Origin of the sequence: Pseudaquabacterium pictum, assembly GCF_005403045.1 — a bacterium.
Taxonomy (GTDB): domain Bacteria; phylum Pseudomonadota; class Gammaproteobacteria; order Burkholderiales; family Burkholderiaceae_C; genus Pseudaquabacterium; species Pseudaquabacterium pictum.
This window is the reverse complement of sequence record NZ_BJCL01000001.1, coordinates 287,607-305,000: the sequence shown is the minus strand read 5'-3', so window position 1 is coordinate 305,000 and position 17,394 is coordinate 287,607. Positions and strand designations below refer to the sequence as shown.

Annotated in this window: 13 protein-coding genes; 1 reads left to right on the top strand and 12 read right to left on the bottom strand. The window is 70.1% G+C overall.

Going from position 1 to position 17,394, the window contains the following annotated elements; translation table 11 throughout:
• Positions 1-65: 65 nt before the first annotated feature.
• The 12 genes from FFT10_RS01275 to FFT10_RS01220 form a co-directional block, all read right to left on the bottom strand.
• Positions 66-851 (bottom strand): ABC transporter ATP-binding protein, encoded by a 786-nt coding sequence (locus tag FFT10_RS01275; protein ID WP_137730952.1) that lies wholly within the window; start codon positions 849-851, stop codon positions 66-68.
• Positions 848-1,660 (bottom strand): ABC transporter ATP-binding protein, encoded by an 813-nt coding sequence (locus FFT10_RS01270; protein ID WP_137730951.1) that lies wholly within the window; start codon positions 1,658-1,660, stop codon positions 848-850. Before FFT10_RS01270 ends, FFT10_RS01275 begins: the two co-directional genes overlap by 4 nt.
• 8 nt (positions 1,661-1,668) lie before the next feature.
• Complete coding sequence (locus FFT10_RS01265) at positions 1,669-2,745, bottom strand: branched-chain amino acid ABC transporter permease (protein ID WP_137730950.1); 1,077 nt, start codon at positions 2,743-2,745, stop codon at positions 1,669-1,671.
• A gap of 3 nt (positions 2,746-2,748) precedes the next feature.
• Positions 2,749-3,624 (bottom strand): branched-chain amino acid ABC transporter permease, encoded by an 876-nt coding sequence (locus FFT10_RS01260; RefSeq protein ID WP_137730949.1) that lies wholly within the window; start codon positions 3,622-3,624, stop codon positions 2,749-2,751.
• A gap of 175 nt (positions 3,625-3,799) precedes the next feature.
• Positions 3,800-4,192, bottom strand: coding sequence for a YkvA family protein (locus FFT10_RS01255; RefSeq protein WP_228026903.1), 393 nt, complete (start codon positions 4,190-4,192; stop codon positions 3,800-3,802).
• A 36-nt stretch (positions 4,193-4,228) separates the two neighbouring features.
• The gene (locus tag FFT10_RS01250) at positions 4,229-4,699 is read right to left on the bottom strand and encodes a hypothetical protein (RefSeq protein WP_137730948.1); all 471 of its coding nucleotides are present in this window, start codon (positions 4,697-4,699) and stop codon (positions 4,229-4,231) included.
• Between the two features lie 4 nt (positions 4,700-4,703).
• Entirely contained in the window at positions 4,704-5,684 is a 981-nt protein-coding gene (locus FFT10_RS01245) for a transglutaminase family protein (RefSeq protein ID WP_137730947.1), read from the bottom strand.
• Positions 5,681-8,341 (bottom strand): circularly permuted type 2 ATP-grasp protein, encoded by a 2,661-nt coding sequence (locus FFT10_RS01240; RefSeq protein ID WP_137730946.1) that lies wholly within the window; start codon positions 8,339-8,341, stop codon positions 5,681-5,683. The genes FFT10_RS01245 and FFT10_RS01240 overlap by 4 nt, the downstream gene beginning before the upstream one ends.
• 84 nt (positions 8,342-8,425) lie before the next feature.
• Positions 8,426-11,950 (bottom strand): transglutaminase family protein, encoded by a 3,525-nt coding sequence (locus tag FFT10_RS01235; protein ID WP_137730945.1) that lies wholly within the window; start codon positions 11,948-11,950, stop codon positions 8,426-8,428.
• 59 nt (positions 11,951-12,009) lie between these two features.
• The gene (locus tag FFT10_RS01230; RefSeq protein ID WP_137730944.1) at positions 12,010-12,966 is read right to left on the bottom strand and encodes an alpha-E domain-containing protein; all 957 of its coding nucleotides are present in this window, start codon (positions 12,964-12,966) and stop codon (positions 12,010-12,012) included.
• 20 nt (positions 12,967-12,986) lie between these two features.
• Positions 12,987-14,423 (bottom strand): circularly permuted type 2 ATP-grasp protein, encoded by a 1,437-nt coding sequence (locus FFT10_RS01225; RefSeq protein WP_137730943.1) that lies wholly within the window; start codon positions 14,421-14,423, stop codon positions 12,987-12,989.
• Positions 14,420-16,885 carry a DNA internalization-related competence protein ComEC/Rec2 gene (locus FFT10_RS01220; RefSeq protein WP_137730942.1) on the bottom strand — a complete coding sequence of 822 codons (2,466 nt, stop codon included), beginning with the start codon at positions 16,883-16,885 and terminating at the stop codon, positions 14,420-14,422. The genes FFT10_RS01225 and FFT10_RS01220 overlap by 4 nt, the downstream gene beginning before the upstream one ends.
• 52 nt (positions 16,886-16,937) lie before the next feature.
• Here FFT10_RS01220 and FFT10_RS01215 point away from each other — a divergent pair, with 52 nt between their 5' ends.
• Positions 16,938-17,393 (top strand): RidA family protein, encoded by a 456-nt coding sequence (locus FFT10_RS01215; protein ID WP_137730941.1) that lies wholly within the window; start codon positions 16,938-16,940, stop codon positions 17,391-17,393.
• The last annotated feature ends 1 nt before the right edge of the window (position 17,394 follow it).

Genomic DNA, 17,394 nt, shown 5'->3' with positions numbered 1-17,394 from the left:
CGCGCTTCTGTGCGGCAGGTGCCGGGCGTTCTTGCGTGGTGGTGTTCATCGGTGTTGCTCCTGGGTCAGCGCCACGTCTTCTTCTTCTTCCAGCGGCGTTCACCGCGCACGCCGGTTTCCTTCATGCCAAGGTAGAACTCGCGGATGTCTTCCTTCTCGCGCAGCACCTCGCAGCGGTCTTCCATCACGATGCGGCCGTTCTCCAGCACATAGCCGTAGTCGGCGGCATTGAGCGCCATGTTGGCGTTCTGCTCGACCAGCAGGATGGTGGTGCCGCGCTCGCGGTTGATGCGCACCACGATCTCGAAGATCTCCTTGGTCAGCTTCGGCGACAGACCCAGGCTGGGTTCATCCAGCAGGATCAGGTCGGGCTGGGCCATCAGCGCGCGGCTGATCGACAGCATCTGCTGCTGGCCGCCCGACAGCAGGCCGGCATCCTGGGCCTGGCGCTCGCGCAGGATCGGGAAGTAGGTGTAGACCTGCTCCATGTCACGGGCCACGCCGTCCTTGTCATGGCGGGTGTAGGCGCCCATCAGCAGGTTGTCGCGCACCGACAGCAGCGGGAACACCTCGCGCCCCTCGGGCACATGGGCCAGGCCGCCGCGCACGATCTCGGCCGGGTCCTTGCCGGTGATGTCGGCGCCCTTGAACATGACGGTGCCGCGGGTGGGATCGAGCACGCCGGAGATGGTCTTCAGGATGGTGCTCTTGCCCGCGCCATTGCTGCCAAGCACGGTGCCGATCTCGCCCTTGCGCACCTTCAGGCTGACGCCGCGGATGGCCTTGATCGGGCCGTAGGCGCTCTCGATGTTGGCGACGGACAGCAGCACGTCGGCTTCGGCGGTGCTCATGCTGCCTTCCTCCGCAGGCTCGACACATCGTCCACCGAGCCCAGGTAGGCCTCGATCACGCCCGGGTGGCTCTGCACCTCGGCCGGCGTGCCCAGGGCCAGCACCTCGCCCTGGTTCATGGCCAGCACCCGGTCGGACACGCGCGAGACCAGGCTCATGTCGTGTTCGACCATCAACACGGTGATGCCCAGCTCGTTCTTGATGTCGTGGATCCACCAGGCCATGTCCGAGGTTTCCTCCACGTTCAGGCCCGATGAGGGCTCGTCCAGCAGCAGCAGCTTGGGGCCGGTGCACAGCGCTCTGGCCAGTTCGACGACCTTCCGCTTCCCGTATGGCAGGCCGGCGACGAAGGTGTCGCGGTAGTGCTGCAGGTCCAGCAGCTCGATCACCTGCTCGGCCCGCAACCGGGCGGCCAGCTCGGCCTGGCGCGTCGCCTTGGTGAAGAACAGGTTGCTCCAGAAGCCGGCGCCGCGGTGGATGTGGTGGCCGATCAGCAGGTTCTGCAGCACCGTGGCGTTCTCGAACAGCTCGATGTTCTGGAAGGTGCGGGCGATGCCCAGCGCGGCGATGTCGTGCGGCGGTTTGTCAGAGAGCAGCTGGCCCTCGAAGTGCAGCGTGCCGGTGGTGGGCGTGTAGATGCGGCTGATCAGGTTGAACACCGTGGTCTTGCCCGCGCCGTTGGGGCCGATCAGGGTGAAGACCTCGCCGCGCTGCACGTCGAAGCTGACCTTGTTGACGGCCAGCACGCCGCCGAAGCGCACGCTCAGGTCGCGGGCGCTGAGCAAGGGGGTGGAGTTGGTGTCGCTCATGGTCGGCATCACTTCAGGCGTTCAGACTTGGCATACGACTTCTGCCGCTTGAACATGCCCTTGCGGTAGAACGGGAACAGCTGCAGCCAGGTGCGCACCTTCAGCCAGCGGCCGTACAGGCCATGCGGCTCGAACAGCACGAAGGCCATCAGCACCACGCCGTACACCACCGCCTGCAGGCCGGCGGCCTGGCCGATGGCCGGCGGCAGGTAGTCCTTGCCCAGAGCGATCAGCTGCGGCATGGTGATCAGGAAGATCGCGCCCAGGAAGGCGCCGTGCACGCTGCCCACGCCGCCCACCACCACCAGCAGCAGCAGGTCCACGCTCTGCACGATGCCGAACTGGTCGGGCGAGATGAAGCGCAGCTTGTGGGCATACAGGGCGCCCGCCAGGCCGACGATGGCCGCGCTCAACGCAAACGCCAGCGTCTTGTAGCCCGCCAGGTGGATGCCCATGCTCTGGGCCGAGATCTCGCTGTCGCGGATGGCGATGAAGGCACGGCCGGTGGCGCTGCGCAGCAGGTTCAGCACGCCCAGGGTGACGAGCACCGTGGTGCCCAGGGCGATGTAGTAGAAGGCCTCGCTGCTGGCCAGATCGGCACCGAAGAACTGCGGCGATGTGACGCTCATGCCGGCATTGCCCTTGGTCACGCTTTCCCAGCGGGCCAGAACTTCCTCGACGATGAAGCCGAAGCTCAGCGTGGCAATCGCCAGGTAGATCCCCTTGACCCGCAGTGCCGGCAGGCCCACCACCACGCCCACCGCGGCGCTCAGGCCGGCGGCCATGGCCATGGTGACCGGGAACGGCCAGCCCTTGGCCGACAGCACTGCCTGCACATAGGCGCCCACGCCCAGGAAGGCGGCGTGGCCGATGGAGGCCAGGCCGGTGAAGCCCGAGAGCACCATCAGCCCCAGGCCGGCCACCGCATAGATCAGCACGAAGCTGATCTGCGACAGCCAGTAGTCGCCGGCCCACAGCGGCGCAGCCAGCATGGCGGCCATCAGCAGCCCGTACCAGAAGGCCTGGCCGCTGTGCTTGACGATCTGCAGGTCTTGCGCGTAGTCGGTCTTGAAGATGAATCGCATGGCTCAGACCTTCTTGCGCATCGCGCCGCCGAACAGGCCGTTCGGCTTGACCACCAGCATGATCAGCACCACCACGTAGGCGGCGATGTCCTTGAAGCCCTCGGGCAGGTAGAACCCGGCGAAGGCCTCCACCAGGCCGATCACCAGGCCGCCGACGATGGCGCCCGGCAGGCTGCCGAAGCCGCCCACCACCGCCGCCGGAAAGGCCTTCAGGCCGATGAAGCCCATGTTGGCGTGCACGAAGGTGACCGGCGCCAGCAGCAGGCCGGCAATGGCCGCCACCGCCGCCGACAGGCCCCACACCAGGCCGTTGATGCGCCGCACCGGGATGCCCATGTAGTAGGCCGCCAGCTGGTTCTGCGAGGCCGCCTGCATGGCAATGCCCAGCTTGGTGTACCGGAACATCAGGTACAGCACCAGGCACAGCACCGCCGTCATGCCGATCACGGCCACCTGCTCCAGGCTGATCACCGCGCCGCCGACGTTGAGTACCTGGCCGGCGTAGGGCACCGGCAGGGTGTGGGTCTCGGTGCCGATCTCCGGGATCATCGAGATCAGGCCGCGGGCGGTGTAGCCCACGCCGATGGTCAGCATCACCACGGTGAACTGCGGCTGGCCCAGGATGGGCCGGATGACCGCCCGCTCCAGGCCGATGCCCATGAAGAACATCAGCACCACCGCCAGCGGCGCGGCCAGCCAGAACGACCAGCCGAAGATGGTCATCATCACCAGGCCGCCGAAGGCACCCAGCATCATCAGCTCGCCCTGGGCGAAGTTGACGGTCTCGGTGGCCTTGTAGATGAGCACGAAGCCCAGCGCGATCAGCGCATAGATGCACCCGAGCGAGATGCCCGAGATCAACAGTTGCACGATGGCCAAACAGGTCTCCTGCAGCGGCCGGATGGCCGTTGGTTGACGGGTGGTGGTGGGGGAGGCAACCGCCTCGAACGTCGCGCAGGCTAGGCGCGGCACCGGCGGTTGTCTTGTGCCTAGATGCTGCCAGCCCCGGCAAGGCGTCCAGCCCCGGGAAAGCCCCCGGTCGCTGCCCCCCGGATCAGGGCCGCAGCCACCACCACAGGGCCAGCGCAGCGGCGGCCAGCCACAGCAGCACAATGGCCACCGCCGCCGCCCGGCTGCGCGGGCGCGCCAGGGTCAGCGCGGCCTGGCGGCGGGCATCGGCCAGCACGTCGGCCGGCAGCAGGCGGATGACCAGCAGCAGGCCCAGCGGCACCAGCACCAGGTCGTCCAGGTAGCCGAGCACCGGCACGAAGTCGGGGATCAGGTCGATCGGGCTCAGTGCATAGGCCGCCACCAGCAGCGCCAGCAGCCGCGGCAGCCACGGCGTGCGCGGGTCGCGCGCCGCATGCCAGATGGCGACCACGTCCCGCTTGAGGCCGCCTGCCCAGGCCTTGGCGCGGGCCAGCAAGCTGCGGTGTGCAGGCGTCACCGACAAGCGCGACGCCGGTTGCCCGGGCGTTGCAACTCAGCGTGCCGGCAGCACCGGCCGGTAGACGTCGGGCGGGAACTCGCCGGAGACATACAGCGACAGCTCGCCCTTCTGCACCAGCACCTGGCCCAGGATGCTGGCCGGGTGCTGGCGGATGGTCTGCGGCGGCGCGTTGCAGGCCGGCGTGGCGGTGTGGGTGAACTCCACCGTGTAGCGGCCAGGTGCCTGCCGCTTCCAGCGGCCCATCGACGCATTGCCGATCCGTCCGTTGGCGAAGCAGCTGCGGAAGTAGCCGCCAGGCAGGAAGACCAGCCGCTCGGCGCTGGTGGTGCTGGCCCAGGTGCCGGTGATGGTGTTGCCCAGGCGCTCGGCGGGCGCGGTGGCCGGTCCGGCGGTGGCCAGGCCCGGCACCAGCAACGGCAGCAGGACAGACATCCGCCAAGACCCCCCCAGCAGCGCTGCCAGCCGGCGGGCCGGGTGCAGGCCGAACGTGACCAGGCCAGGCATGCTGCTAGACCGGCTCCACCGTCACGCCCACCGACGGCGGCGCCGTGCCGCCGCCACGGATCACGCCGCGCAGCGGTGCCACGTCGGCATAGTCGCGGCCCCAGGCCAGGGTGACATGGTCCTGCCCCACGCGGACGTTGTTGGTCGGGTCCAGCGCCACCCAGCGGTGCAGCGGGCACCACACCGCCACCCAGGCATGGCTGGCATCGGCGCCCACCAGGCGGGGCTGGCCTTCGGGCGGGTGCGTCAGCAGGTAGCCGCTGACATAACGCGCGGCCAGGCCCAGGCTGCGCAGCGCGGCGATCATCAGGTGGGCGAAGTCCTGGCAGACGCCCTGCCCCTGGGCCAGCGCCTGCAGCGCGCTGGTGGCCACATCGGTGCTGTGGGGCTTGTACTGCATGCGCTCGTAGACCCGGGCCATCAGCGCCTGCGCGCCCTGCAGCAGCGGCCGGCCGGGGGTGAACAGGTCGCGGGCATAGGCCGCCAGCTCGGGCGCATGCTGCGCAAACTGGCTGGGCAACACGAATTCCACCGCCTCGGGCTGGGTGACGCCGGCGCGGTAGCGCAGTGCCGCCGCAGCCTCTTCCCAGGGCGGACTGTGGGCGTCGTCCAGCGCGGGCGGCGCGGTCATCAGCACCTGGAAGCGGCTGGTGACGGTGAGCCGGTCATGCACCCGGGAATGGCTGAAGCCATGGCGCCAGTTGCCGAAGGCGTCCTTGCTCTCCTGCACCGCGCTTTCGGGCAGCGGGTCGATCTCCAGGTCCCAGCGCTGCACCTTCTGCACCTCGGTGTCGCGCGGGCGCAGCCAGGCGCTGTGGTGGGCCACCTCCACCGCCGCGTCGTAGTCGTAGCAGGTCTCGTGGGTCACCTGCAGCAGGCGGTGGCCGGGCGCCGGCGGGCGCCGCTGGGCCGGCGGCAGCGGCGCCGGGCCCTGGCTCTGCGACTGGGCGTGCGCAGGTGCAGCGGCGGGCGCTTGATCGCTCATTGCCACACCGTGCGGTCGCGCGATTCCACATGCGCGAAGAGGTGGCGGCTGATCTGGTCCGACAGGCCACGCGCGGCCGTGCTGCAGGCACGCAGGGCCTCGATCAGCTCGGTGTGGCGGCCCTTGTCGTCGGCACGCGCCATGCGGGCCAGCAGCCAGTCCTCGGGCATGGGCAGGTCGCGGGTGACCTGGTGCACCCACAGCGGGTCATGCCGGGCCAGCTTGCGCAGGCGGTCGCGCATGGTGCGGGCCACCCAGGCCAGGCTGCGCGGGTTGTCGGTGTCCATGGCCAGCAGGTGCAGCAGCGGCAGCACCTCGCGCCGGCCCTGGAACTGGGCGCGGTAGGTGATCACGCTGTCGAACATGCCCAGCAGCAGGTGGAAGCCGTCGTCGGCCTCGTGCACCTTCAGCTCGAAGCCCAGGCCCAGCGCATGCGACAGCATGTCCAGCCGTTCGATCTGCCGGCCCACGCTGAGCAGGCGCCAGCCGTCGTCGCGGGTCATGCGGTCGGTCTGGGCGCCGGTGATGGCCGCCAGGTGGGTGGTGGCGCGGCCCAGCACGCCCAGCACATCGGGCACCGGCGCATGGCCCTCGCCCAGCGACAGCACCACGCCCAGGTGCTGCTCGAAATGGTCGCCCACCTCGTGGATCAATTTCCAGTGCTCGGGCGACAGCCGCTCGCGCAGGGCCTGGGCGCACTGGCGCAGACTGCGCAGGTTGTGGGCCACGCTGGTTGTGGGGCCGTACATCGGCCCGCCGATGCTGGCATCCACCGGCGCGCCGTGGCCGCGCGGCAGCAGGCCGTGGATCAACGCCCGCTCGAACACCCGCGGCGCCTTCAGCACGCCCGGCACGCCGGCGCCCACCAGGCCGTGGAAGCGGGCCAGCCGGTCGAGCAGGCGCAACACCGGCTCGCTGCCCTCGCGCAGCATCTCCAGCATCAGCCGCACCAGGCGCACCGAGTTCTCGGCCCGCTCGGTGTAGCGGCCCAGCCAGAACAGGTTCTCGGCGGCGCGGCTGCTCACCGCCCGGTGCACGCCGCCCAGTTCATCGGCGGTCAGCGGCTTGGGCAGCAGCGTGCTCTTGTCGACCGCGCCGCTGGCGATCACCCAGGTGTCGACGCTGGCGCTGCCGTGCTGCATGCTCAGCCAGGGGTCGTGCGCGCTGCCGGGCTGCTGGCCGCTGCGGTTGGCCACGCGGGTCAGCGCGCCAGGCAGCACCTGCCAGCCACCCTGCCCGTCGGCCAGCGCAAACACCCGCATGACCGCGGCCCGCGGGTGCAGCTGGCCGCCGGGGCTGGCGCTGTCGGCGCTGCCATGGCCCCACACCGGCGTCTCGCTGGGCCGCACCCGGGCCTGCAGGGTGTAGGCGGCGGGGTCGGCGTCGATGCGGTCGCGCAGCGCGCGGCGCTCGGCCTCGCCCATCAGCGCGGCCACCCGCGGGCCGAAGCCGCTGTCGGGGAAGGTGGGCGCCACCACGAAGCTGGCCAGGTCGTCACGCTGGCGGCTCCACACGGCGGATTCGCCGCACCACCAGCTGGTGGAGGCCGGCAACAGCAGGTCCTCGCCCAGCAGGCGCTCGGCCACACCGGGCCAGAAGGCGGCCAGGCCGGGGCTTTCCAGCACGCCGGCGCCGGGGGCGTTGGCCATCACCACCTCGCCGGCGCGCAGCGCCTGCAGCAGGCCGGGCACGCCCAGCTGGCTGTCGGGCCGCAGCTCCAGCGGATCGAGGAATTCATCGTCCACCCGGCGCAGCAGCACATGCACCTGCTCCAGGCCGTGCAGGGTCTTGAGGAACAGCTTCTTGCCGCGCACCGTCAGGTCGCTGCCCTCGACCAGAGTGACCCCCAGGTAGCGGGCCAGGAACACCTGCTCGAAGTAGGTTTCGTTCAGCGGGCCAGGCGTCAGCAGCACGATGCGGCTGCGCTCGCCGGCCGGGCTGGCGCGCACCAGTCCGTCGAGCAGGCTGCGGAAGGTGCCGGCCAGGCGCTGCACCCGCAGGTCGGCAAACTGGTCGTGGAACTGCGGGCCGATGATCAGCCGGTTCTCCAGCAGGTAGCCCAGGCCCGACGGCGCCTGCAGCCGCTGCGACAGCACCCGGAAGCCGCCCTCGGGCGTGCGCGCCAGGTCGAAGGCGGCGATGTGCAGGCCGCAGCGCTCGGCCGGCCACAGGCCGCAGGCCGGCCGCAGGTAGTGCGGATGGGCAAAGATCAGGCTGGCCGGCAGCAGTGCATCGCGCAGCAGGGTCTGCGGGCCGTAGATGTCGGCCAGCGTGGCGGCCATCAACCGGGCGCGCTGGGTGACGCCGGCCTCGATCTGCGCCCACTCATCGGCCGGCACGATGAACGGCAGCAGCTCCAGCGGCCAGGCGCGTGGCGCATCCACCCCCTCGGCATAGATGTTGTAGGTGGCGCCGTCTTCGCGCACCCGGGCCTGCACCCGTTGCGCACGGGCGCCCAGGTCGGCCCAGCCTTCGGTGCCCAGGGTGTCGAAGAACTGCCGCCAGTGCGGCGCCGGCAGGTGGCCGGCCGCGCTGGCCGTGCCCGAGACCGAGGCGCACCACTCATCGAAATGGCCAGGCGTGGCGCGCTGCGCCACCGACGCCACCAGGCTGGCGGCGTCGGGCAGATCGTCGTCGGCCAGCAGACTGCTTTGCATCCCGCCATCATGCCCGGGAAGCGGGGGCTTTTCGCTTGGGCCCATCCCCTGTGAACGCGGGTCAGCAGCGGCTGGACACGGCCGTCAGGCCGTGCGCAGGTCCAGCGTGAACGGGAACTCCAGGCTGCGCACCGGCTTGCCGACCACCATCTTGCCGGGCGTGTGGCCGATGGTGAAGAAGCGCGCCAGCCGCCGGCTCTCGGCCTCGAAGGCGTTGATCGGGAAGGTCTCGTAGCTGCGGCCGCCCGGATGGGTGACGTGGTACTGGCAGCCACCCAGGCTGCGCTGCATCCAGGTGTCGACCAGGTCGAAGGTGAGCGGCGCGTCGATGCCGATGGACGGGTGCAGCGCGCTGGGCGGCAGCCAGGCGCGGTAGCGCACGCCGGCGACGAACTCGCCGGTGCGGCCGGTGGGCTGCAGCGGCACGGGCACGCCGTTGCAGGTGAGCACATGGCGTGGGTTGACCAGGCCGCTGACCAGGACCTCGATGCGCTCGACCGATGAATCGACATAGCGCACCGTGCCGCCGCTCGATCCTTCCTCGCCCATCACATGCCAGGGCTCGAGCGCGCTGCGCAGCTGCAGGTGCACGCCCTCGGCAGTGAGCTCGCCCACCTTGGGGAAGCGGAATTCGAAGTGCGGCGCGAACCAGGCGGCGTCGAAGCCGAAACCGGCCTCGCCCATTTCCTCCATCACATGGCCGAAGTCCTGCCAGACGAAATGCGGCAGCAGGAAGCGGTCATGCAGCTCGGTGCCCCAGCGCACCAGTTCGTGTCGGTACGGCTCGTTCCAGAAGCGGGCCACCAGCGCCCGCAGCAGCAGCTGCTGCACGATGGACATGCGCGCATGCGGCGGCATCTCGAAGGCGCGCAGCTCCAGCAGGCCCAGGCGGCCGGTGGCGCTGTCGGGCGAGTACAGCTTGTCGATGCAGAACTCGCTGCGGTGGGTGTTGCCGGTGATGTCGACCAGGATGTTGCGCAGCGTGCGGTCGACCAGCCAGGGCGGCATCTGCTGGCCGTAGACCGCCTTGTTCTTCTCGATCTCGCCGAGGGCGATCTCCAGCTCGTAGAGCTGGTCGTTGCGCGCTTCATCGACCCGCGGCGCCTGGCTGGTGGGGCCGATGAACAGGCCGCTGAACAAATAGCTCAGGCTGGGGTGGTTGTGCCAGTAGGCCAGCAGGCTGCCCAGCACGTCGGGCCGGCGCAGGAAGGGGCTGTCGGCTGGGCGCGCGCCGCCCATCACGAAGTGGTTGCCGCCGCCGGTGCCGGTGTGGCGGCCGTCGAGCATGAACTTCTCGGTGGACAGGCGGGACAGCCAGGCCGCGTCGTAGAGGAATTCGGTGTGCTCGACCAGCTCGGTCCAGTTGCTGGCGGGGTGGATGTTGACCTCGATGACGCCGGGGTCGGGGGTGATGGCCAGCACCTTCAGCCGCGGGTCGCGCGGTGGCGGATAGCCTTCCAGCACGATGGTCACACCCTGGGCGGCGGCCGTGGCTTCCACCGCGGCCAGCAGCTCCAGGTAGTCTTCCAGTTGCTTGAGCGGCGGCATGAAGACGTACATCACGCCGCTGGGGCTGCCCACGGCCTCGGCCTTGGGGCCGTTGGCGCGGCGCGGGTCGCGCACTTCCACCACCAGGGCGGTGCGGGTGATCCAGTGTGCGGATTCACCGCGGCTGGGGCTGCGGGTCGGGTCCAGCGTGCTGATGCTGGCACCGCTGCCCTTGCCGGCGGCAGCACCCCGCCCGGCCAGACCGGCCATGGCGCCACCGGCGCCCAGGATGCCGTCGCCTGCATCACCGCCAGCACTGCCGCCCTTGGCCTGCAGCGCCACCACGCCACCCTCGGCGAAGCCGCCGCCGATCACATGCGCGGCGTACTGGCTGCGGATGGCCGCGGCGGCCGGCAGGGCATCGCGCGGCGCGAAGGGGTCGCTCTCGATGTGGTACGGGTACTCGGTGGTCTTCACCCAGGGCAGGCTGTCCAGCGGCAGGCGGTAACCCATCGGTGAATCACCGGGGTGCAGGTACATGCGCTCGTCGCGGAAGAACCACGGGCCGGTCTGCCAGCGGCTGCCTTCCAGGGCCGGCACGCCATCCAGCCCATCGCTGCGCTTGAGCGGCAGCGCATAGCCCACCGGGTACTCCAGCCCCTGGTCGAAGACGCGGCGCAGGCGGATGCGCTCCATCTCGTCCTCGAGCTTGGATTCGAACGGATCGACGTTGACCGGCAGCCGGCGCTCGCGCCACAGGTGGTACCAGGTGTCCTCGTAGCCGGTCTGCACATGGGTGTCGGTCACGCCCAGGCGGGCGCACAGGGCCGACATGAAGGCCTTGGCATCGGCGCTGGTGTAGTGGGTGGGGTAGCGCTCGTCGGTGAACAGCTTGGGATCGTGCCAGCAGGGTTCACCATCGGCGCGCCAGCAGATGCTGAGCGCCCAGCGCGGCAGCTGCTCGCCCGGGTACCACTTGCCCTGGCCGAAGTGCAGGAAGCCGCCCTGGGCATAGTGCTCGCGCAGGCGGTTGGTCAGGTCAGTGGCGAACAGCCGCTTGGTCGGGCCCAGGGCATCGGTGTTCCACTCGGCGCCGTCGCGGTCGTCCACGCTGACGAAGGTGGGCTCGCCGCCCATGGTCAGCCGCACATCGCCAGCATCCAGCTGCGCATCGACCTGCTCGCCCAGGGTCAGCACCTGCTGCCACTGCGCATCGGTGTAGGGCTTGGTGACGCGCGGCGATTCCCAGATGCGGCTGATCTGCATGTGGTGGGAGAACGCCACCTCGCACTCGTCGATGGCGCCGCTGATCGGCGCCGCGCTGCCGGGCGTGGGCGTGCAGGCCACGGGGATGTGGCCCTCGCCGGCCAGCAGGCCGGAGGTGGGATCCAGCCCGATCCAGCCGGCACCGGGCAGGAACACCTCGCACCAGGCGTGCAGGTCGGTGAAGTCGACCTCGGTGCCGCTGGGACCGTCCAGCGCCTTCACATCGCTCTTCAGCTGGATCAGGTAGCCGGAGACGAAGCGCGCCGCTAGGCCCATGTGGCGCAGCGTCTGCACCAGCAGCCAGCCGCTGTCACGGCAGCTGCCGCTGCCCAGGGTCAGCGTCTGCTCCGGCGTCTGCACGCCCGGCTCCATGCGGATCAGGTAGCGGATGTCGCCCTGCAGCCGCTGGTTGATGGCGACCAGGAAATCGATGGTGCGCTGTTCTTTCCGGTCGATCGTGGCCAGGAACTTGGCAAACGCCGGCGTGGCCGGCTCGGTCACCAGGTAGGGCTGCAGCTCCAGCTTGGTGGGTTCGTCGTAGGCGAACGGGAAGTTCTCCGCCTCCGGCTCCAGGAAGAAGTCGAAGGGGTTGTAGACCGACATCTCGGTCACCAGGTCCACCGTCACCTTGAACTCGGTGGCCGGCTCGGGGAACACCAGCCGCGCCAGGTAGTTGGCGAAGGCATCCTGCTGCCAGTTGATGAAGTGGCCCTCGGGCTCGACCTTCAGGCTGTAGCTCAGGATGTTGCTGCGGCAGTGCGGCGCCGGACGCAAGCGCACGATGTGCGGCGACATGCTCACCCGGCGGTCGTACTTGTAGTGGGTGACGTGGTTCAGGGCGACGTGGATCGACACGGTGTGCTTTCAATGGCTTGCGATGCTGCGTTGCAGCATTGTCGCCTGCGAGACAGGATTCAGGCCGGGACGAGGAAATCGCGGCTGATGCCGGCGCCGATGTCGTTGACGCGGTCCAGGAACTGGGTGAGGAAGGCATGCAGGCCGGTGGCCAGGATCTCGTCGATGCGGCCGAACTGCAGGTCACTGCGCAGGCGGCCGGCGCGGCGGCGGGTCTCGGCGCTCTGCTCGTTGGCCACCAGGTCGAGATTGGCCATCACCTCGTTCATGCAGGCGGCCAGCGAGCGCGGCATGTCGGGCCGCAGGATCAGCAGCTCGGCCACCTTGTCGGGCCGGATCACGTTGCGGTAGACCTTGCGGTAGATCTCGAAGCCGGAGACCGATCGGAGGATCGCGCTCCAGTGGTAGAAGTCGACCTCGGGCGCGCTGTCGTCGGCCCAGGTGCCGAAGTAGTCGCCGGCCAGGGCATGGAACTTCACGTCCAGCAGGCGGGCGGTGTTGTCGGCCCGCTCCAGGAAGGTGCCGATGCGGATGAAGTGCAGCGATTCATCCTGCAGCATCGTGCCCACGCTGACGCCGCGGCTCAGGTGAGAGCGGAACTTCACCCATTCGAACAGCGCCGCCGGGTCGCGCTCGAAGTCGTCGCCCTTGAGCATGCGGTTGAACTCCAGCCAGGTCTGGTTGGTGGTCTCGAACAGCTCGGTGGTCAGGGTGCCGCGCACCGCGCGGGCGTTCTCGCGCGCCGCATGCAGGCAGGAGACGATGGACGACGGGTTGCTGGCGTCGCGCACCATGAAATCCATGACATTGGCGGCGGTCACCGCGTCGTGCTTCTGGTTGAACGACCAGGTCAGCTCCGAGATGCCCAGCACGCCGGCCCAGCCTTCTTCGGCCCGGTCGGCCGACTGCGGCAGCAGCGAGGTCTGGTAGTTCACATCCAGCATGCGGGCGGTGTTCTCGGCCCGCTCCATGTAGCGGCTCATCCAGAACAGGTGGTCAGCGGTTCGCGAAAGCATGTTGTCGTGTTCCCTCGTTGTCAGGCTTCCAGCACCCAGGTGTCCTTGGTGCCACCGCCCTGGCTGCTGTTGACCACCAGCGAGCCCTCCTTCAAAGCCACCCGGGTCAGGCCGCCCGGCACCATCTGCACGTTCTTGCCCGTCAGCACGAAGGGCCGCAGGTCGATGTGGCGCGGCGCCACGCCGCTTTCCACGAAGGTGGGCGTGGTGCTGAGTGCCAGCGTGGGCTGGGCGATGTAGTTGCTGGGTCGGGCCAGCAGCACCTCGCGGAACTCGGCGATCTCGGCCTTGGTGCTGGCCGGGCCCACCAGCATGCCGTAGCCGCCGGCGCCGTGCACTTCCTTCACCACCAGCTCGGGCAGGTGGTCCAGCACGTACTGCAGATCGTCCTTCTCGCGGCACAGGTAGGTGGGCACGTTCTCCAGGATCGGCTTCTCGCCGAGGTAGAACTCCACCATCTTCGGCACATACGGGTAGATCGACTTGTCGTCGGCCACGCCCGTGCCGATGGCGTTGCACAGGCTGATGTTGCCCTTGCGGTAGACATCCAGCAGGCCGGCGCAGCCCAGCGTGCTGTCGGGCCGGAAGGCCTTGGGGTCGAGGAAGTCGTCGTCCACCCGGCGGTAGACCACATCCACCCGGCGTGGGCCCTGGGTGGTGCGCATGTAGACGAAGTTGTCCTTGACGAACAGGTCCTGCCCCTCGACCAGCTCCACGCCCATCTGCTGGGCCAGGAAGGCATGCTCGAAGTAGGCGCTGTTGTACATGCCCGGCGTCAGCACCACCACGGTCGGGTCGTTGACGCCGGCCGGCGCCACGTCGCGCAGGGTTTCCAGCAGCAGGTCGGGGTAATGCGCCACCGGCGCCACCCGGTGCTGGGCGAACAGCTCGGGGAACAGCCGCATCATCATCTTGCGGTTCTCGAGCATGTAGCTCACGCCGCTGGGCACGCGCAGGTTGTCTTCCAGCACGTAGTAGGTGCCGCTGCCGTCAGGTTGCGCGGCGCGCACGATGTCGATGCCGGCAATGTGCGAATAGATCTGGCCCGGCAGGTCCACGCCCATCATCTCGGGCCGGAACTGGGCGTTCTTCAGCACCTGCTCGGCGGGCACGATGCCGGCCTTCAGGATCTCCTGGTCGTGGTACACGTCGTGCAGGAAGCGGTTGAGCGCCGCCACCCGCTGGGCCAGGCCCTGCTGCATGCGGGCCCACTCGTCGCTGGGGATGATGCGCGGGATCACATCGAACGGAATCAGCCGCTCGGTGCCGGCGCCGTCCTCATCCTTGGCGCCGTAGACGGCGAAGGTGATGCCGACGCGGCGGAAGATCATTTCTGCCTCGTCGCGGCGGGCGGCCATCAGTTCACGCGGTTGCTGCTGCAGCCAGCGGTCGAAGCCGCTGTAGTGCGGCCGGACCGCGCCAGCACCGGCCTGCATTTCGTCAAAGGAAGGTTTCATGGGGAAGGGGCTCCTGGCCCTGACGAGTTAGCAACAATCGCACCACCCACGGGCGCGGCCGCGTGCCAGTAGCGGCGGCGCACATCGCGGGTGCATGCGGCCGCACCATCGTGCCACAGCCATGCACCGCAACCATCCGTACGCACCACATCAATGCGGCGCTCGGCATAACGCGCCAGCACATCAGGCGCCGGATGGCCGAAGCGGCTGCGGTAGGCGGCCTGCACCACCGCCAGCTGCGGCTGCACCGCATCCAGGAAGTCGGCGGTCGACGAGGTGCGGCTGCCATGGTGGGGCACCACCAGCATGGTGCTGGCCAGCGCCGCGCCGGTGCGCCGCAGCAGCGCGGCCTCCTGCGGTGCCTCGATGTCGCCGGTGATCAGCAGGCTGCGGCCCAGCGCGTCCTGCACCCGCAGCACGCAGGACACGGCATTCGGCTTGGCAGCAAAGGCCACGTCGTCGGGCGTAGGGTGCAGCATGCGGAACTGCACGCCGTCCCAGTCCCAGGACTGGCCGGCGCGGCAAGGGGTGTGCGGCACGCCGCGGTCCAGCAGCGGATGGCCCGGCTCCAGCGAGCTGTTGAGCGCCTTCACCGGGTGGGACGCCAGCAGGCTGGCGGCGCCACCGACATGGTCCATGTCGCGGTGGCTCAGCACCAGCAGGTCGATCGGACCCTCGCCACGGGCGCGCAGCAGCGGCAGCAGCACCCGCTGGGCGGCATCGCTCTCGCGGGAATACTGCGGCCCGGTGTCGTAGACCAGCAGGTGGTGGCGGGTGCGCAACAGCAGCGCCGTGCCCTGCCCCACATCGGCGGCCAGCACGCTGAAGCGGCCCGGCGCCGGCCGGTCCAGCGGCGGCCACAGCAGCGGCAGCACCAGCGGCAAGGCCAGCCAGCGCAGCGCCCAGGGCGCCGGCAGCACCGCCAGCACCGCGCCCAGGGCTGCGGCAGCCACCAGCCATCCGGGTGCAGCCGGCACCTGCCACACCGCCAGCGGCCACTGCGCCAGCCAGCCCAGGCCCCACAGCAGCGCCTGCACCAGGGCGGCGGCCAGCCACCACAGGCCCGGCACCAGCATGCCCAGCAAGGCCAGCGGCGTGATCAGCAGCGTCACCAACGGAATGGCCACCAGGTTGGCCAGCACCCCCACCAGGCTGAACTGCTGGAAGAACACCAGCGACAGCGGCGCCAACCCCAGCGTGGCCACCGCCTGGGCACGCAGGTGGCCAGCCAGCAGCCCGCCCGCGCCACGGCCCGGCACCGGCCCGCCGGCCATCGGCTCGCTGGCCATCAGCAGTGCCACCGCGGCGAACGACAGCCAGAAGCCCGGCTGCAGCAGCGCCCAGGGGTCGACCGCGGTCACCACCACCGCCGCGGCCAGCAGCACCAGCGCCCAGGGCCAGCGCCAGCCGGCGCTGCGCAGGGCCACGGCCACCGCCAGCATCAGCACCGTGCGCTGGGCCGGCACGCCCCAGCCGGCCAGCAGCGCATAGCCGGTGGCCGCGGCCAGGCCGATCCAGCGGCCGGCGGTGGGCGTCGGCAGCCAGGCCATCGCGCGCGGGCTGCGGCGCCAAGCCCAGCCGGCCACCGCGGCGGCCAGCCAGGCGAACATGGTCACATGCACGCCGCTGATCGAGACAAGATGGGCGATGCCGGTGGTGCGGAACAGCTCCCAGTCGTCGCGCTCGATCGCGGCCTGGTCGCCCACCGTCAGCGCGGCCAGCATGCCGGCGCTGCGCGGATCGGCCACCGCGCGCTGCAACTGGTCGCGCAGGGTCTGGCGCAGGCGGTCGACCGGGTGGCCGGCATCGGCCGCCAGCAGCTGCGCCGGCTGCCAGCCGCGCACCACCCGCACATAGCCGATGGCGCCCACGCCCTGCTCGAACCACATCAGCTCGACATCGAAGCCATGCGGATTGAGCCCGCCCTGCGGCCGCTTCAGCCGCAGCGGCAGGCGCCAGCGCTGGCCGGCACGCAGCTCGTCGCGCGGGTCGTCCAGCCAGGCCTCGTCGTTGTACTGGGTGTACCAGCCCAGGCTCAGCCGGGGCGGCAAGGCCACCGCCTGGCCGCGCCGGGTGGCCGATTCGACATCGAACAGGAAGCGGGTGCCGGCCGGCCCGGTCTGCGGCAGGCTGGCCACCACGCCGGTGACCAGCAGATCCTGCCCCTCCAGCGCCGCGGGCAGGCGCTCGGCCAGCCGCTGATCGGCACGCCAGCCGGTGCTGCCCAGGGCCAGCAGCGCCAGCGCCAGCGGCCACAGCCAAGGCTGCCAGCGCAGTGCCACCAGCGCCAGCAGCAACGCCACCGCCACCAAGCCCTGGTAGGTGGCCAGCGGCCACAGCACCGTTTGCTGCAGCTGCCACGCCAGACCCAGCAGCCAGCCCAGGCCGGCGGCCACGGCCAGCCAGCCGGTGGCCTGCAGGCCGGTCGGCCAGCCCCTGTGCCCGATGCTGCCGGCTGCCATGGGGCCAGTGTAGGATCGCCGCCCACCCCTGAACCAACCCCGCACACCTGCCATGTCCGTCTACGACAAGCTCACCGCCCTGGGCATCAGCCTGCCCCCCGTGGCCACGCCCGCTGCCGCCTATGTGCCCTTCGTGCGCACCGGCAACCTGGTGTTCCTGTCGGGCCACATCGCCAGGCGCGAGGGCAAGCCCTGGGTGGGCCAGTTGGGCACCGACATGGTCACCGCCGATGGCAAGACCGCCGCGCGCGCCATCGCCATCGACCTGCTGGGCACGCTGCATGCCGCCGTTGGCGACCTGAACAAGGTGACCCGCATCGTCAAGCTGCTGGGCCTGGTCAACAGCGCGCCCACCTTCACCGAGCACCACCTGGTGGTCAATGGCGCGTCGGAACTGATCGGCGAGCTGTTCGGCCCGGCCGGCGCCCATGCACGCAGCGCCTTCGGCGTGGCGCAGATCCCGATGGGCGCCTGTGTCGAGATCGAGCTGATCGCCGAGGTGGCCTGAG

Bases quoted from the DNA above. Each gene is read 5' to 3' on its own strand.
- FFT10_RS01275 (WP_137730952.1), bottom strand. From the start codon at position 851: ATGAGCACCGCCGAAGCCGACGTGCTGCTGTCCGTCGCCAACATCGAG.
- FFT10_RS01270 (WP_137730951.1), bottom strand. From the start codon at position 1,660: ATGAGCGACACCAACTCCACCCCCTTGCTCAGCGCCCGCGACCTGAGC.
- FFT10_RS01265 (WP_137730950.1), bottom strand. From the start codon at position 2,745: ATGCGATTCATCTTCAAGACCGACTACGCGCAAGACCTGCAGATCGTC.
- FFT10_RS01250 (WP_137730948.1), bottom strand. From the start codon at position 4,699: ATGCCTGGCCTGGTCACGTTCGGCCTGCACCCGGCCCGCCGGCTGGCA.
- FFT10_RS01245 (WP_137730947.1), bottom strand. From the start codon at position 5,684: ATGAGCGATCAAGCGCCCGCCGCTGCACCTGCGCACGCCCAGTCGCAG.
- FFT10_RS01240 (WP_137730946.1), bottom strand. From the start codon at position 8,341: ATGCAAAGCAGTCTGCTGGCCGACGACGATCTGCCCGACGCCGCCAGC.
- FFT10_RS01230 (WP_137730944.1), bottom strand. From the start codon at position 12,966: ATGCTTTCGCGAACCGCTGACCACCTGTTCTGGATGAGCCGCTACATG.
- FFT10_RS01225 (WP_137730943.1), bottom strand. From the start codon at position 14,423: ATGAAACCTTCCTTTGACGAAATGCAGGCCGGTGCTGGCGCGGTCCGG.
- FFT10_RS01220 (WP_137730942.1), bottom strand. From the start codon at position 16,885: ATGGCAGCCGGCAGCATCGGGCACAGGGGCTGGCCGACCGGCCTGCAG.
- FFT10_RS01215 (WP_137730941.1), top strand. From the start codon at position 16,938: ATGTCCGTCTACGACAAGCTCACCGCCCTGGGCATCAGCCTGCCCCCC.